The organism is Limnohabitans sp. Jir61 (assembly GCF_003063545.1).
Lineage (GTDB): Bacteria > Pseudomonadota > Gammaproteobacteria > Burkholderiales > Burkholderiaceae_C > Limnohabitans.
On record NZ_NESD01000002.1, the window covers coordinates 425,111 to 441,751 of the forward strand.

Here is a 16,641-nt window from a genome sequence, read left to right on the forward strand (position 1 = left end):
CTAGAAATAGAAAAAAGAAAAGTATTTAAGTTAATCGCAAAATATGACAAGATTGTCATTTGAAAAATTTACGAGGTCTATACGCTTTGTGGCGTATAAATCCATAAGGCTTAAAGATATAAAAAGTTGATTCCATGAATGCTGAACTGATTGACCCACAAGCCGTGCTGCGCCTTCGAACCGTATGCAAGTTAGACCATGCACGTGCAGCAAATTTGTGCGGATTAACCGTAGCGCAAGTTCGCGAATTAGAAGACGGTGGATATAGTCAATTTGCCTCACGCGAATTGAAAGTTCAGGCTGCATTGAGATTCGCATGCGCATTGAGTGGTGCACAACCTAACGGCATGCCCGTGGTCAATGTGTTTCGATCGCACGCAGGATCTGAAGGCCTTGGATTGCAAATGCCCCACGTTAACTTTGAGACACCACCTGCGCCCAAACAAAAATTTCCTGATTCACCGGAATTTTTCAAGCTTCTGCTGATCTTTGTGGTGATGGTCTTTTTATTGGTGGCCGTTGCCATGCCGTTGCTTTACACCCTCCCCTCACCACCACCTAAGCTTTCTTGATTCTTTAGGCCCCATAAAAAAACGCCTGCATCTGCAGGCGTTTTTCATGGAGGGCAATAACGATCAGTTGGCGTTGATCTTGCGGCCATTCAAAGGTTGCACTGGGCGTGCGTTGCGCTTAAATGGAAACTCCACCACCTGCTTCTTGCCGATGTCCACCGGCGTCTTCAAGATGTAGAAGTTCACGCCTTCTGTACAAGGGGGCGTGGTCAACGAACCTTCGTAGCTGTAATGTGTCAAAGCGGCTGGAACCAAGCTGCTTGGGTCAAACTTGATCTTGTCAAACACGACTTCTGGGCCTTCGGCTTTAGGTGCGCTGTCCCACAAAGTTTGGATGGATGCGTTGTCTTTGCCGTCGTTGAGCAACACGCCCAACACAGCCAGTTTGCCATCGGCATTCTTGTGCACAAAATGCGCCACCATGGCCATGGGCTTGCCATCGATTTGCTCTTCGCTAGGACGATGGAAGTGGAATTGCAACAGGTTGTAAACATCCTTGTTGATCTTCAAGGTGCTGCCTGGCTCCACGTTCACTTGGATGGTGTGACCGTTGTTTAAAATTTTCAGCGGGCCTTCTTTGTAGTTCACCACCAACACGTCTTTCGACTTCTCGAAAGGGCCGGTGATGTTCAAAGGTGATTGTTTTTGGCCTTTGCCGCAAGTTGGGAATTCGTCACCCCAGTTTTCTGGACCCATGTCACCAGCGTAATCCCAATGCACTGCATGGCCTTTTTTATGGGCTTTTGCATCAGGCTTCTCAGCAGCGCAGTCCGCCAAGACCTTAACTTTTTGACCAGCTGCAGCCAACGCGTTTTGCGCAGCACAGATGGATTTCACGCGCGACGACCACTCAGCCATCTCCAGCGCCTTTTGGAAAGCACTCACGGTGTCTGGGTCTTCAGCACCTTTGGTAAGCAAACGCAAAGCGCCCAAGCCCAATTGGCGTTCGCTCGTCACTGGACCTTTTTGGGCCTTGATGAACGCTTCGTAGTCTTGCAACACGATGCCATTGCTGAACGATTCTTTGACCGCCGCCATTTGCTGAGCAGCAGGTTCGTACTCTTCCAGCTTTTCTTTGGCTTCTTCCAATTCTTTGGTGAGCTTTTCAAGCTCTTGTTGAGCTTCGCTCGCGCCTTCGCTTGCTTCTGTGAGCTCGCTCAGGATGTGGTTTTTACCGGTATAGCTCCAGTAGCCAAACGCCAAGGCGCCTGCGAGAAGCAGACCCATGACGATTTCAATGATCAGTCGTAAATATTTTTTCATGGCCATTCACTTGAGTGGGTGCATTTGATAAAGCCAAACAGACACGCGCAGCACGCGCCCCTGTTCGGGCAAGTGAGTGAGTATCGGCTCGATTTGACACAAGCTTTAATCACCACAGATGTCGGCAAATTATTGCCGCAAATGACAAAAGCAAAAAACGTACGCAAAAGAAGCCACCACTACAATTGATAGCTTCATCAACAGCCTCTGGATCAACGCCATGAACCGCTGCATTTATCCCTACGGGGAGGCTCAGCCATGAGCCGCAAAGTCTTTATTAAAACCTTCGGTTGCCAAATGAACGAGTACGACTCGGACAAGATGGTCGACGTGCTGGGCGAAGCCCAAGGTTACGAAAAAACCAACGATGTCGAGGAAGCCGACTTGATCGTCTTCAACACCTGCTCAGTGCGAGAAAAAGCCCAAGAAAAGGTGTTTTCTGACCTTGGCCGCATCCAGCATTTGAAAGCCAAGGGCGTCAAGATTGCTGTGGGCGGCTGCGTGGCTAGCCAAGAAGGCGACACCATCATTGCCCGCGCGCCTTATGTGGACGTGGTGTTTGGGCCCCAAACCCTGCACCGCTTGCCTGAATTGTTGAACCAACGCGAAAGCTTGGCCAAGCCTCAAGTGGACATCAGCTTTCCAGAAATTGAGAAGTTTGACCACTTGCCACCCGCGCGCGTGGAAGGCGGTAGCGCTTTTGTGAGCATCATGGAAGGCTGCAGCAAATATTGCAGCTACTGCGTGGTGCCTTACACCCGCGGCGAAGAGGTGAGCCGTCCGTTTGACGATGTGTTGGTGGAAGTGGCAGGCTTGGCCGCACAAGGCGTGAAAGAAGTCACGCTCTTGGGTCAAAACGTCAACGCTTACCGTGGCACCATGGGCGGCACGGCTGAGATTGCCGACTTTGCGTTGCTGATTGAATACGTGGCCGAGATTCCTGGCATCGAGCGCATCCGCTACACCACCAGCCACCCCAACGAGTTCACACAGCGCTTGATCGATGTGTACGCCAAGGTGCCTCAGTTGGTGAGCCACTTGCACCTGCCCGTGCAGCACGGCAGCGACCGCATCTTGATGGCCATGAAGCGCGGCTACACCGCCATGGAATACAAGAGCACAGTGAAAAAGCTGCGCGCCATTCGTCCTGACATGGCGATGAGCTCGGACTTCATCGTGGGTTTTCCGGGTGAGACAGAAGAGGACCACCAAAAGCTCATCAAGCTCATGCACGATGTGTACTTTGACAACTCGTTTAGCTTCATCTTCAGCCCCCGCCCTGGCACGCCTGCGGCCAATCTGCACGATGACACACCACACGAGGTGAAACTGCGCCGGTTGCAAGAGGTGCAAAGAATCATAGAAGACAACATGCGCGACATCAATGTGCAACGTGTGGGTACGGTGCAACGTGTGTTGGTGGATGGTTACGCCAAAAAAGACGTGACCGAACTACGCGCCCGCACCGAGTGCAACCGCATCGTCAACTTCAAAGCAGGCCCTAACCCTGAGCGCCTGATGAACCAATTGATTGACGTGAAGATCACGGAAGCCAACCCGCATTCGTTGCGTGGCGAGGTGTTTGTGAAAGAGTCGGCTTAAAGCGATGACTCACTGATTGATGAAGCTTCGGCCTTGTTACAAACGTGAGACCATGACGCTGCGATGCGTTTGGCGTGCACCATGAAAAAAATCCCTGAAGCTGAAAAGCATCAGGGATTTTTTCTTTGGCGATTAGAAGCTCAGCGCATACCTGGGAAGCCACCGCCGCCGCCCATCATGCCTTTCATACCGCCGAGCTTTTTCATCATTTTCATCATGCCGCCGCCGCTCATCTTCTTCATCATGGTTTGCATTTGCTCAAACTCTTTGAGCAAGCGGTTCACGTCTTGCACTTGAACGCCTGCGCCGGCCGCAATGCGGCGCTTGCGGGTGGCTTTGATGAGGTCGGGCTTGCGGCGCTCCAGCGGCGTCATGCTGTGGATGATGCCTTGCTTGCGACCAATGTCTTTTTCGGCTTTGTCCATGTCTACTTGACCTGCCTTAGCGGCCATTTGCGTGGGCAATTTGTCCATGATGTTGGACAAGCCACCCATGGAGCGCATTTGCTGAATTTGCGCAAGGAAGTCGTTCAAGTCAAACGCATCGCCGCGCTTGACCTTCTCGGCCAGCTTTTGCGCAGCCGCCATGTCCACGCCGGCGGTGACTTGCTCGACCAAGGCCAAGATGTCGCCCATGCCCAGCACACGGCCGGCATGACGGTTGGCATCGAACAACTCCAAGCCATCGAGCTTCTCGCTGGTACCCGCAAACTTGATGGGCGCACCCGTGATCTGGCGCACAGACAACGCCGCACCACCACGTGAATCACCATCGAGCTTGGTGAGGACAATGCCAGTCAATGGCAATGCATCGCTGAACGCCTTGGCGGTGTTGATGGCGTCTTGACCTTGCATGGCATCGACCACGAACAAGGTTTCAATCGGGTTCAACACGCTGTGCAAATCTTTGATCTCAGCCATCAAGGCTTCGTCAATGGCCAGGCGACCCGCGGTGTCGACCAGCAACACATCAAAGTAATGTTTGCGGGCGTAGTCCAGCGCAGCACGGGCAATGTCTGCGGGCTTTTGGTCGGGCGTGCTGGGGAACCATTCGGCGCCGGCTTGGGCCGTGACAGTTTTGAGCTGCTCAATCGCCGCTGGGCGGTACACGTCGCCTGAAACCGTCAGCACTTTTTTCTTGCGTTGGTTGATGAGCCAACGCGCCAGCTTGGCGGTGGTGGTGGTTTTACCTGCACCTTGCAAACCTGCCATCAAGATCACGGCGGGTGGCTGAGCAGCGAGGTTCAAGTCGCTCACACCTTCGCCCATGGTGGCGGCCAACTCTTGGTTGACGATTGCCACCAAGGCTTGGCCGGGCTGCAAAGAGCCAATCACTTCTTGGCCAAGGGCTTTTTCTTTGACGCGCGCGATGAAATCGCGCACCACAGGCAAGGCCACGTCGGCTTCGAGCAAGGCCATGCGCACCTCGCGCAACATGTCGGCCACGTTGCTTTCGGTGATGCGGGCCTGTCCGCTGATGTGTTTGACGAGGCGTGAGAGTTTGTCGGTAAGGGCTGATGCCATATGTACCCCTTGATAGGGCTTGGTTTTTCGTGTGTAGCGAAACGCTAAACTGTTGCCATGATTTTAGCCAGCGACATCCCGCTTAACCTTTGGCTCGCACTGCCCACGGCAGCGGCCTATGCGTTGACCGCCCTCATTGGGCCTCGCGTCGCGCCCGACATGGGCCACCGCCTCTTGAGCGTGCCTTGGGCACTGCACGGCTTAGGTCTTGTATTCGCTTTGTTTGCCCCACAAGACGGTGGATTGCGATTTGGCTTTGCACCGGCTTTGTCGGTCACAGCTTGGCTCATGCTGACGTTTTATGTGCTGGAACAGCATTGGTTTCCACAACTGCGCACCCGTTGGACGTTGTCAATCGTGGGCGCGGTCGTTGTCTTGTTGGCGACGGCCTTCCCTGGCACTGTGCTGCAAACACAAAGCTCGCCCTTGCTGCCGCTGCACTTGGCACTAGGTGTGGCCTCTTACGGTTTGTTTGCTGCAGCCGTGGTGCATGCTTGGCTGATGACCCGTGCTGAGAAGAATATGCGTTTGGGTGCAGACACCCATGTGGGCTTGCCTTTGCTCACCCTAGAACGTTTGACCTTTCGCTTTGTCACCGCAGGCTTTGCGCTGCTGACCGCAACCTTGGGCGCAGGCTGGCTCTTTGGCGATAGTTTGTATGGCGCCCAAGCCGCTTGGCGCTGGGACCACAAAACGGTGTTCTCACTGCTGTCTTGGATCACATTTGCAGTGCTGCTGGTGGGACGCAGCCGCTTTGGCTGGCGTGGCCGCAAAGCAGTGCGCGTGCTCTACATCGGCACAGGCTTGTTGCTGTTGGGCTATGCAGGCTCACGCTTTGTGCTGGAAGTGGTGTTGGGACGTGTGACATGAAATACCTCGTTCTGCTGCTCATCGTGTTAGGCGGTATCTGGTGGATTCGCGAGCAACGAAAACCCGATCAAACCAGCCACAAACCTTCAGGCCCGCAAGTGATGGTGCCTTGTGCCCACTGCGGCACTCATGTGCCTGAAGACGATGCTATACGTGGCTCGCGTGGCCTGTATTGCAGCGCTGCGCATCGCGACAGCCATGAAGGCTGATGCCATGACCTCCCTTTGGCGCGATGGCTGGTATCGGTTTGCCAAGCACACGCCCTCGCCCAACTTTGGACCTCGCCCCGCGAATACCTCCATTGATTTGGTGGTCGTGCACTCCATCAGCTTGCCGCCAGGGCAATACGGTGGTCCTGAAATTGAAGCCTTGTTCACAAACACCCTGGATTGGGATGCACACCCCTACTACCAGCAAATTCGTGGTGCAGAGGTCTCGGCGCATTTTGTGATCCGCCGCGACGGTGCTCTCATCCAATTTGTCAGCTGCGATGACCGTGCGTGGCACGCAGGTCGCTCCAACTACCAAGGGCGCGACAACTGCAACGATTTCTCGATTGGGATAGAACTTGAAGGTTTAGAAGGCCAGACTTTTGAATCACCTCAATACGAAACCCTCAGCAGCTTGTGTGCAGCCATCGCACAACACTACCAACTGCATCACATTGCGGGTCACGAACATGTGGCACCAACACGCAAGCAAGACCCGGGGGCTGGGTTTAATTGGAAACATTTGCAGCAATCTTTAGGTTGGACTGATCATTCTTTCCCGCAGAAAAATTAATTTTTCATCATCTGCGAAAAAAAAAATTTTGCACTGAGTTTGTGCACATCATTTTCATTTTGAGACGCCATGCGCATCTGCGCCGCAAACAACTCGGAACACGGCGTAAACGCTTGATCGCCAATTCAAATTCCCGCAAATACTAAGCTCATACGGGCATGAAAAATTAATGTCTAGGACGACTTCATTTTGTGAAATTTCAAATGTAAGTATTTCCTACCAAAACACTACCGGTAGCGTCTTGGCATCAACTCGAACACCAGATATAGTGTCGGCCTGACATTCAAAAAACCGGCCAAAGTGCCGTTTTTGTACGCTCTATTGAACTGCCCACCCGAAAGAAAAAAGACATGCAAACAGCTGAGACCTCTGTGCACGCAACAAGCCCCATGGTCAATCCATCCGTGGCGCAAGACCGCGCAGCTAATGAAAATCCCACCATGTTGGCCCATTACCAAATCATTCGCCGTAACGGCGCTGTGGTTCCCTTCGAACCCGCCAAAATTGCGGTCGCCATGATGAAAGCGTTTTTGGCCGTGCACGGCACCCAAGGTGCGGCATCTGCCAGCGTTCGTGAAATGGTCGAGGCGCTCACCCAAGCCGTGGTGCGTGCGCTGATGCGCTCACGCCCAGGCGGTGGCACCTTCCACATTGAAGACGTGCAAGACCAAGTGGAATTGGGCTTGATGCGTGGCGGCCACCACGAAATCGCACGTGCTTACGTGCTCTACCGCGAAAGCCGCAACCAAGAGCGTGCCCACATCAAAGAAGAACAAGCGCCTGCAGCTCCTATGTTGCACGTGATTGACAACGGCCAACGTGTGGCCTTGGACATGAATAACCTCAAGCGTTTGATCAACGATTCATGCGCTGGCTTAGGCGTTGACGTCAAACCAGATCCCATCATGGCCGAGACCATGCGCAACCTGTACGACGGTGTGCCGATGGACGAGGTGTACAAAGCCGCCATCTTGGCTACACGTACGCTGATCGAAAAAGACCCAGACTACACCTACGCTACCGCGCGTTTGTTGATGCACACGATCGCCAAAGAAGTGTTGGGCAAAGAAGTGCTGCACGCCGACATGGGCCAGCACTACGCCGAGTACTTCCCACAGTTCATCCAAAAAGGTGTGGACAACGACTTGCTCGACCCAGCCATGTTGCAGTTCGACCTGCCACGTTTGGGCGCAGCTCTCAAAGCCAGCCGTGATTTGCAATTTGATTACCTCGGCCTGCAAACCCTGTATGACCGCTACTTCTTGCACGTGCGCAAGACCCGCATTGAATTGCCACAAGCTTTCTTTATGCGCGTCGCCATGGGCCTGTCGCTCAACGAAGTGGACCGCGAAGCCCGTGCCATTGAGTTCTATGAAGTGCTGTCGTCGTTCGACTTCATGTCGAGCACGCCGACCCTGTTCAACAGCGGCACCTTGCGTTCACAACTCTCTAGCTGCTACTTGTCCACCGTGCCTGACCACTTGGACGGCATCTATGAGTTGATCAAAGAAAACGCATTGCTGTCTAAATTTGCTGGCGGCTTAGGCAACGACTGGACCCGTGTGCGCGCTTTGGGTAGCCACATCAAAGGCACCAATGGCGAATCGCAAGGCGTGGTGCCATTCTTGAAAGTCGTCAACGACACCGCTGTGGCTGTGAACCAAGGCGGCAAGCGCAAAGGCGCTGTGTGTACATACCTCGAAACTTGGCACTTGGACATCGAAGAATTCCTCGAGTTGCGCAAGAACACCGGTGACGACCGCCGTCGTACCCACGACATGAACACGGCCAACTGGATTCCAGACTTGTTCATGCGTCGCGTGATGGAAAAAGGTGAGTGGACTTTGTTCTCTCCTTCTGATGTGCCTGATTTGCACGATTTGTTCGGCACCGCCTTCGAAACCGCTTACGTGGCTTACGAAGCCAAAGCCAAGCGCGGCGAAATCAAGCCTTGCAAGACCGTGCAAGCGACCGACATGTGGCGCAAGATGCTCACCATGTTGTTTGAAACTGGCCACCCATGGATCACGTTCAAAGACCCATGCAACGTGCGCTCACCTCAACAACACGTGGGCGTCGTGCATTCGTCCAACCTGTGCACAGAGATCACACTCAACACCAGCGACACTGAAACTGCGGTGTGTAACTTGGGCTCCGTCAACCTGTCTCAACACTTGAAAGACGGTCCTAACGGCAAAGAACTCGACCACGACAAACTCAAGCGCACCATCAAAGTGGCTATGCGCATGCTCGACAACGTGATCGACATCAACTACTACGCCGTCAAGAAAGCACGCGACTCCAACTTGCGTCACCGTCCGGTGGGCATGGGCATCATGGCCTTCCAAGACAGCTTGTACGAAATGCGCGTGCCTTACGCCTCACAAGCCGCAGTTGAGTTTGCTGACCGCTCGATGGAAGCCGTTTGCTACTACGCTTACTGGGCATCATCTGAGTTGGCCAAAGAACGCGGCCAATACGCCAGCTACAAAGGCTCGTTGTGGGACCAAGGTATCTTGCCGATCGACTCACTCGACATGTTGTCTCAAGCACGTGGCGGCTACCTCGAAGTCGACCGCAGCAAGACCATGGACTGGGACGCACTGCGCGCCAAGATCGCCAAAGACGGTATGCGCAACTCCAACTGCGTGGCCATCGCTCCTACAGCGACCATCTCCAACATCATTGGTGTGGACGCGTCGATCGAACCTTGCTTTGGTAACTTGTCCGTCAAGTCCAACTTGTCTGGTGAGTTCACCATCATCAACCACTACTTGGTGCACGACTTGAAGCGCCTTGGCTTGTGGGACGACGTGATGGTCATGGACCTGAAACACTTCGATGGCTCTTTGCGCCCCATCGACCGCGTGCCACAAGAAATCAAAGCCTTGTACGCCACCGCATTTGAAGTCGAACCCACATGGTTGGTCGAAGCTGCATCACGTCGTCAGAAGTGGATTGACCAAGCGCAGTCACTCAACATCTACATGGCTGGTGCATCAGGCAAGAAGCTGGACGAGACTTACAAGCTCGCTTGGTTGCGCGGCTTGAAGACCACGTACTACCTCCGTACCTCAAGCGCACAACAAGTCGAGAAATCAACTGTGCAAGCTGGCTCACACAACGCTGTGTCTTCAGGCCCAGCAGCAGGTGGTATGAGCGCACTCGAAGCAGCTGCCGCTGCTGCGCAAGCGCAGATGAATGCCATCCCCGCCACCGACATCAAATTCTGCGGTGTGGATGACCCCACCTGCGAATCGTGTCAGTGATACAACACAAACTTGCAACGAAGTTCACGAATGCTTTGCGTTTGTCTTCGTTGCATTCATAATTCATACATTGGATAAATACATATGCTGACCTGGGACGAAGAAGTCAAGCCCTCATCGCCATCACCTCTTGCAAGCGGACTACCTAACCGCTCGATGGAACTCCCACCTGTTTCTGCGACACCTGCCATGCAGCCTGTTGCTGCTACTCGCACTTTGAATGACGGCGCAACCGTGCCGCTTTCAACTGCAGCACCTACACCATCTGCCACGCCAGCGCCTACTTCGTCTGCCGCCAGCGCGCGCCGTGTGACGGCTGCTGACAAGCGCATCATCAACGGCCAAACCGACGTCAACCAGTTGGTGCCGTTCAAATACAAATGGGCTTGGGAAAAATACCTCGCCACTTGCGCCAACCACTGGATGCCGCAAGAAGTGAACATGACACGCGACATCGCCTTGTGGAAAGACCCCAACGGTCTGACCGACGACGAGCGCCGTTTGATCATGCGTAACCTCGGCTTCTTCGTAACGGCCGACTCATTGGCTGCCAACAACATCGTGTTGGGCACTTACCGCCACATCACAGCACCCGAGTGCCGCCAGTTCTTGCTGCGCCAAGCGTTTGAAGAAGCGATCCACACACACGCTTACCAATACATCGTCGAGTCTTTGGGCTTGGACGAAGGCGAAATCTTCAACGCATACCACGAAGTTAAATCGATTCGCGACAAAGACGAGTTCTTGATTCCGTTCATCGACGCGATCATGGACCCCAACTTCCACACGGGCACTCTGCAAACCGACCAAACGCTCTTGAAATCGTTGATCGTGTTCGCTTGCTTGATGGAAGGCTTGTTCTTCTACGTGGGCTTCACACAAATTTTGGCTTTGGGCCGTCAAAACAAAATGACCGGTGCTGCCGAGCAATACCAGTACATCTTGCGTGACGAGTCTATGCACTGCAACTTTGGCATCGACTTGATCAATCAGATCAAACTCGAGAATCCACAACTGTGGACAGCCGAGTTCAAGGAAGAGATCAACGCCTTGTTCATGAAAGCCGTTGAACTCGAGTACCGCTATGCCGAAGACACCATGCCACGTGGCGTGTTGGGCTTGAATGCATCCATGTTCAAAGGCTACTTGCGCTACATCGCCAACCGCCGTGCCACACAAATCGGTTTGGAAGCCCTGTTCCCTAACGAAGAGAATCCGTTCCCTTGGATGAGCGAGATGATCGACCTCAAGAAAGAACGCAACTTCTTTGAAACCCGCGTGATCGAGTACCAATCTGGTGGTGCTCTGTCTTGGGATTGATTGCCTAAATACATACATGTCAACGAACTTGTCATCCACCAACACAAACACCCATCGAGGTGTGGTGGTAGACGTACCCTGTTCATGGGGTTGGACCCGGGTCCAGCGCCATGAATCGCTTTGCACACAAAAACCAGTGCAAAGTGTTTATCACCCAATGATCTAAATTCGATCTAGGAGAACAGAAATGGCAACTGCAAAAAAACCGGCCGCTAAAAAGGCCCCTGCAAAGAAAGCTGTCGCGGCCAAAAAGCCAGCAGCTAAGAAAGTCGCGGCTAAAAAGCCAGCAGCTAAAAAAGTAGCGGCTAAGAAGCCTGCTGCCAAAAAAGTTGCAGCTAAGAAGCCAGCAGCTAAAAAAGTAGCGGCCAAAAAGCCAGCTGCTAAGAAAGTTGCGGCTAAGAAGCCAGCAGCCAAAAAAGTAGCCGCTAAAAAGCCTGCTGCGAAAAAAGCCGCAGCTAAAAAGCCAGCAGCTAAGAAAGTAGCCGCTAAGAAAGCTGCTGCTAAAAAGCCTGCTGCCAAAAAACCAGCTGCGAAAAAAGCCGCTAAAAAGCCTGCTGCAAAGAAAGCTGCGAAAGCACCCGCTGCCCGCGCACAGACCACGTTGAACCCGCAAGCTGCTTGGCCTTTCCCAACAGCGAGCAAGCCTTAATCCTCACGGATCAAGGCTCGGTTTACCGAAGCTCAAGCCCGACGCCGCAAGGTCTCGGGCTTTTTCTTTGGCTCTCCTCCATGACACTTCCAACAACCACTTACCTTCGTCTAGAAAAAACAGGCGATGTCATCGTTGACATCCACGTGATCCCCAACGCCTCACGCACACAGGCAGATGGCGAGCACGATGGTGCGTTGCGCATACGTTTGCATGCACCGCCAGTCGATGGCAAGGCCAACTTGGCATTGGTAGCGTGGTTAGCGGCTGCATTAGGTATTGCCAAACGTGATGTGGAATTGATTCGAGGACAAACGTCCAAACGAAAACAGCTGCGGGTGAGCGCAGCTGCTTGTGGCAAAGCCGATTGGTCAGCTTTGGCGAGTTAAACGATTCGAATTAAGCGATGCGCAAACTATCCACGTTGTAGTTCTGTGGCCCGCGTTGTGCAATTTTTAGCGCACCCACTTGGTTACCCAAGGCTGCGCACTTGGCCAACGACCAACCTTGCTCCAAGCCAAACAGCAAGGCACCACGCCAAGCATCACCGCAGCCCGTGGGATCAACCACGGCAGCAGCCCTGACAGGCGGCACAAGGGTCTTCTCGCCGTCAACCCACACTTCGCAGCCCTCTGCGCCCAAAGTGACGATTAACCCCTTTACGCGGCGTGAAATGTCAGCATGGCTCAGACCTGTGCGATCACTCAACATCTTGCCTTCATAGTCATTGACCGTCACCCAAGTGGCTTGATCGATGAAACGATTGAGGTCGTCGCCATCAAACATCGGCAGACCTTGACCTGGATCGAACACAAAAGGAATGTCAGCCGCTTTGAGTTGTTCCGCGTGTTGAACCATCGCATCACGACCGTCAGGGGAAATGATGGCCAATTTGATGTCTGATCGTTTTTCAATCTTGGTGATGTGCGCTTGCATCATTGCACCAGGGTGAAAGGCCGTGATTTGGTTGTTGTCACGATCGGTCATGATCATGGCTTGCGCGGTGTAGCTGCCTTCAACTTGGCGCACGTACTCAGTGGAGATACCCAAGGTTTTGAGGCGCTGCAAATAGTCCGCCGCATCGGTGCCCAATGTGGCCATGGGCACGGGCGTACCGCCCAAGCTTTTCAAGCTGTAGGCAATGTTGCCAGCGCAGCCGCCAAAGTCGCGACGCAAAGCCGGTACCAGGAACGACACGTTCAAAATGTGCAATTGGTCAGGCAAGATTTGCTCAGCAAATCGGCCTTCAAAATCCATGATGGTGTCAAACGCGAGCGAGCCGCAAATCAGCGATGCCATAAATTACTTTCAAAAAATCAAGGATAAAAAACGAAGGCGCGAAATCCAGTGATGCGTTTGCTGACTTTCTCGTCCAACTCAAAATTTAAGGTTGAACGTACATCACGCAACGCTTGCACATGGTCTTTGCCCGACAACTCTTCGGCGGTAAACACACGACGCACCAGAACTTGGTCTTGTAAGTCAGTCAAACTGAGTTCTAAGGCAGGCATGGCGACTGGATGGTGCTGGGTGTTTTTCAAGCGTAGCTGTACGGTGTATCCGCCTTGTGGATTTTCTGTGAAGCTACTACTCTCAATTAACACAGCCTCAGGCTCACGAGGCCATTTCACTTCACAGCTACACATCGCTGAGAGCAAAGGACGTAAAGCAGGCTCCTCAGCAGCTAACCAATCACGCTGAGACACAACCAACTGCATGAGTAACGCCATCACCAACACACTTGCAGCCACAACCCACTTAAACGGCAATGCTTCATCTGTAGTTTGAACCGATTCGGTTTTCAAATGAGAAGGTTTGACTTCTTGAGCGGCCATAGCAGGAGCCATGGCGGCACGAAACAAAGAAGGCGCATCTGCGCTAGGCAAGGGCGGCGCGGGGATATCAGGCGGTGTTTCAAAATACAGTGCCGCTTCGAACACATGCGCACAACGACCACACCGCACCCACCCTTTGGCCAGCTCAAGCTGTTGGGGCGACACCTTGAAGGCGGTCTCGCATTGGGGGCAGTGGGTAATGTGCATCAGCAGTGGGCGGTCATCAAAATCCAGCCATCTTCAGAGTCGCTCACTTGCAAAGTGCAATAAGGCGCATAAGCGTCTTTGAGTTCTTGGGCTTGTCGCTCAAGGATACCCGCTAACACGAGGTTTCCACCAGCGGCGACATGGCTGCGTAACAACGGTGCCAGCACTTTGAGCGGCGTGGCCAAAATGTTGGCTAGCACTGTTTGGTATTGACCTGTGGCCTTGTCGGGCAAGCCAGCATGCAATTGCACATTGTTAGCGTCGGCATTGAGCACTGTGGCTGTCACAGCCGCGTCGTCGATATCCACGGCATCAATGGTGTTGGCACCATACAAAGCAGCGCCGATGGCCAAAATGCCTGAACCGCAACCGTAATCAAGCACGCGTTGATTCTTCACATCGTGCGTGGCGATCCAGCGCAAACACATACGGGTGGTGGGGTGTGTGCCTGTGCCAAACGCCAGACCTGGGTCTAAGCGAATGACTTTTTGGGCTTGCTCAGGTGGTTCGTGCCACGTAGGAACAATCCAAAACTCAGGCGTGATTTCGACCGGCGCAAATTGCGACTGCGTCAAGCGCACCCAGTCTTGATCGGCCACAGGCTGAATGCCCAACACTTGGCTGTCCGCAAAGAAATCTTGCAGGGCCAACAAACGTGATGCATCTTTAGCCGTGGACTCTTCAGCGAACAAGGCAACAATGCGCGAACGCTTCCAACCTTCTTTGGGAGGCGGCATGCCGGGCTCGCCAAACAAGGCTTGCTCGGCATCGGTTTGGGCATCCGCATCTTCGACGGACACACTCAAAGCGTCGAGTGCATCCAGTGCCTCGCAAACAGCTTCGACGCTGTCTTCGGGGCACATCAGTCGCAACTCAAACATCAGCGCTTGTGAGCGGCGAGCCACTCTTCCAAGTAATGGATGTTGGTACCACCAGCCATGAACTTGGCGTCCACCATCAACTCGCGGTGCAGCGGGATGTTGGTGTTGATGCCTTCAACCAAAGTTTCGTTCAAGGCCGTGCGCATACGCGCCAAGGCTTCGTCACGGGTGTCACCGTGCACGATGATCTTGCCGATCATCGAGTCGTAGTTTGGTGGCACGTAGTAGTTGGTATAGATGTGCGAATCCACACGCACGCCAGGACCACCAGGGGCGTGCCACATGGTGATGCGGCCAGGCGACGGAATGAACTTAAACGGGTCTTCCGCGTTAATACGGCACTCAATCGAGTGGCCGCGCACTTGGATGTCGCGCTGCGCAAAAGGCAGTTTCAAACCAGCAGCCACCATGATTTGTGTTTTCACGATGTCCACGCCGGTGATGTATTCCGTCACTGGGTGTTCGACCTGAACGCGGGTATTCATTTCAATGAAATAGAACTCACCGTTTTCGTACAGGAACTCAAACGTGCCCGCACCGCGGTAGTTGATCTTTTTACAAGCCGCCGCACAACGCTCGCCGATCTTGTCGATCAACTTGCGTGGAATGCCAGGCGCAGGTGCTTCTTCGATCACTTTTTGGTGACGACGTTGCATCGAGCAATCGCGCTCGCCCAAGTACACAGCGTTCTTATGCTTGTCAGCCAAGATTTGGATTTCGATGTGTCGTGGGTTCTGGAGGTATTTCTCCATGTACACCGCAGGGTTGCCAAAGGCAGTGCCCGCTTCGGCTTTGGTCATCGCCACGGCGTTGATCAAGGCAGCTTCAGTGTGCACCACGCGCATGCCGCGACCACCGCCACCGCCAGCGGCTTTGATGATGACGGGATAGCCCACGCTCTTGGCAATGCGCTTGATGGCAGCTGGATCGTCAGGCAATTCGCCTTCAGAGCCTGGCACGCAAGGCACGCCTGCTTTGATCATGGCTTGCTTGGCCGACACTTTGTCGCCCATGATGCGGATGGATTCAGCGGTCGGGCCAATGAACTGAAAACCACTCTTTTCAACGCGCTCGGCAAAGTCGGCGTTTTCGCTCAAGAAGCCGTAGCCAGGGTGAATGGCTTCGGCGTCCGTCACTTCAGCGGCTGCAATGATGGCAGGCATATTGAGATAGCTCAGCGCCGATGACGCTGGGCCAATACAAACGGCTTCGTCAGCCAACTTGACGTATTTGGCATCACGGTCGGCTTCGGAGTACACCATCACCGCTTTGACACCCAACTCGCGACAGGCGCGTTGAATGCGCAGCGCGATTTCGCCACGGTTGGCGATCAGGATTTTTTTAAACATGGGAAGCCCGCCTGTTATTCAATGATGAACAGGGGTGCGCCGTATTCCACAGCCTGGCCGTTTTCAGCCAAGATTTTGGTGATGGTGCCGGACTTGTCCGCCTCGATCTCGTTCAAGATCTTCATGGCTTCAATGATGCAGATGGTCTCGCCTTCTTTGACTTGCTGACCCACTTCGGCAAATGCCTTGGCGCCAGGGCTAGAAGAACGGTAGAACGTGCCCACCATCGGCGACTTGACGGTGTGACCGGCAGGTGCAGCATCAACCACAGGGGCAGCAGCAGGTGCTGGGGCAGCAGCCACAGGCGCGGCCACCGCAACAGGAGCAGCCATTTGCGTCACCATCGCCACGGGGGCAGGTGCACTCTTAACGATACGGACCGTGCCTTCTGCCTCGGTGATTTCGAGTTCAGACACATTGGAGTCGGAGACCAGGTCAATCAACGTCTTGAGTTTTCGCAAATCCATAACTACATCCTATTTGTTGTAAATAAGGTGCTAATTTACACCAATTTGCAA

16 protein-coding genes are annotated in these 16,641 nt (G+C 53.7%); 9 read left to right on the forward strand and 7 right to left on the reverse strand.

Translation table 11 applies throughout. From position 1 onward, the window contains the following. Positions 1-134 precede the first annotated feature (134 nt). Positions 135-572: a hypothetical protein gene (locus B9Z35_RS08390; protein WP_108283238.1), complete on the forward strand. Its 438-nt coding sequence runs from the start codon at positions 135-137 to the stop codon at positions 570-572. Positions 573-635: 63 nt separating this feature from the next. Here the strand turns inward: B9Z35_RS08390 and B9Z35_RS08395 are convergent, their stop codons facing one another. Continuing rightward, complete coding sequence (locus tag B9Z35_RS08395; protein WP_158268132.1) at positions 636-1,835, reverse strand: carbonic anhydrase; 1,200 nt, start codon at positions 1,833-1,835, stop codon at positions 636-638. A 258-nt stretch (positions 1,836-2,093) separates the two neighbouring features. Between B9Z35_RS08395 and miaB the strand changes: the two genes are divergently transcribed. After that, positions 2,094-3,437, forward strand: coding sequence for a tRNA (N6-isopentenyl adenosine(37)-C2)-methylthiotransferase MiaB (gene miaB, locus B9Z35_RS08400; protein ID WP_108283240.1), 1,344 nt, complete (start codon positions 2,094-2,096; stop codon positions 3,435-3,437). 140 nt (positions 3,438-3,577) lie between these two features. Here the strand turns inward: miaB and ffh are convergent, their stop codons facing one another. Then, entirely contained in the window at positions 3,578-4,960 is a 1,383-nt protein-coding gene (gene ffh, locus B9Z35_RS08405) for a signal recognition particle protein (protein WP_108283241.1), read from the reverse strand. A gap of 57 nt (positions 4,961-5,017) precedes the next feature. Here ffh and B9Z35_RS08410 point away from each other — a divergent pair, with 57 nt between their 5' ends. From B9Z35_RS08410 to B9Z35_RS08440, 7 genes are all read left to right on the forward strand, one after another. Further along, positions 5,018-5,830, forward strand: a complete 813-nt coding sequence (locus B9Z35_RS08410; RefSeq protein WP_108283242.1) for an inner membrane protein YpjD — start codon at positions 5,018-5,020, stop codon at positions 5,828-5,830. After that, entirely contained in the window at positions 5,827-6,039 is a 213-nt protein-coding gene (locus B9Z35_RS08415) for a PP0621 family protein (RefSeq protein ID WP_108283243.1), read from the forward strand. The genes B9Z35_RS08410 and B9Z35_RS08415 overlap by 4 nt, the downstream gene beginning before the upstream one ends. A gap of 4 nt (positions 6,040-6,043) precedes the next feature. Next, complete coding sequence (gene ampD, locus B9Z35_RS08420) at positions 6,044-6,613, forward strand: 1,6-anhydro-N-acetylmuramyl-L-alanine amidase AmpD (RefSeq protein WP_233246517.1); 570 nt, start codon at positions 6,044-6,046, stop codon at positions 6,611-6,613. A 389-nt stretch (positions 6,614-7,002) separates the two neighbouring features. After that, positions 7,003-9,882 carry a ribonucleoside-diphosphate reductase subunit alpha gene (locus tag B9Z35_RS08425; RefSeq protein WP_233246536.1) on the forward strand — a complete coding sequence of 960 codons (2,880 nt, stop codon included), beginning with the start codon at positions 7,003-7,005 and terminating at the stop codon, positions 9,880-9,882. An 84-nt stretch (positions 9,883-9,966) separates the two neighbouring features. Then, the gene (locus B9Z35_RS08430) at positions 9,967-11,202 is read left to right on the forward strand and encodes a ribonucleotide-diphosphate reductase subunit beta (RefSeq protein ID WP_108283246.1); all 1,236 of its coding nucleotides are present in this window, start codon (positions 9,967-9,969) and stop codon (positions 11,200-11,202) included. Positions 11,203-11,389: 187 nt separating this feature from the next. Continuing rightward, positions 11,390-11,851, forward strand: a complete 462-nt coding sequence (locus tag B9Z35_RS08435) for a histone H1-like DNA-binding protein (protein WP_108283247.1) — start codon at positions 11,390-11,392, stop codon at positions 11,849-11,851. Positions 11,852-11,931: 80 nt separating this feature from the next. After that, entirely contained in the window at positions 11,932-12,240 is a 309-nt protein-coding gene (locus tag B9Z35_RS08440) for a DUF167 domain-containing protein (RefSeq protein ID WP_108283248.1), read from the forward strand. A 10-nt stretch (positions 12,241-12,250) separates the two neighbouring features. Here the strand turns inward: B9Z35_RS08440 and B9Z35_RS08445 are convergent, their stop codons facing one another. From B9Z35_RS08445 to accB, 5 genes are read right to left on the reverse strand one after another with little or no spacing between them, the layout of a single operon-like run. Continuing rightward, positions 12,251-13,150, reverse strand: coding sequence for a carbohydrate kinase family protein (locus tag B9Z35_RS08445; RefSeq protein ID WP_108283249.1), 900 nt, complete (start codon positions 13,148-13,150; stop codon positions 12,251-12,253). Between the two features lie 17 nt (positions 13,151-13,167). Further along, positions 13,168-13,893 carry a zinc-ribbon and DUF3426 domain-containing protein gene (locus B9Z35_RS08450; protein ID WP_108283250.1) on the reverse strand — a complete coding sequence of 242 codons (726 nt, stop codon included), beginning with the start codon at positions 13,891-13,893 and terminating at the stop codon, positions 13,168-13,170. Next, on the reverse strand, positions 13,893-14,774 hold the full coding sequence (gene prmA / locus B9Z35_RS08455; protein ID WP_108283251.1) for a 50S ribosomal protein L11 methyltransferase: 882 nt from the start codon (positions 14,772-14,774) through the stop codon (positions 13,893-13,895). The genes B9Z35_RS08450 and prmA overlap by 1 nt, the downstream gene beginning before the upstream one ends. Next, positions 14,774-16,123 (reverse strand): acetyl-CoA carboxylase biotin carboxylase subunit, encoded by a 1,350-nt coding sequence (accC, locus tag B9Z35_RS08460; protein ID WP_108283252.1) that lies wholly within the window; start codon positions 16,121-16,123, stop codon positions 14,774-14,776. Before accC ends, prmA begins: the two co-directional genes overlap by 1 nt. A gap of 14 nt (positions 16,124-16,137) precedes the next feature. Continuing rightward, positions 16,138-16,590, reverse strand: coding sequence for an acetyl-CoA carboxylase biotin carboxyl carrier protein (gene accB / locus B9Z35_RS08465; RefSeq protein WP_108283253.1), 453 nt, complete (start codon positions 16,588-16,590; stop codon positions 16,138-16,140). Positions 16,591-16,641 lie beyond the last annotated feature (51 nt).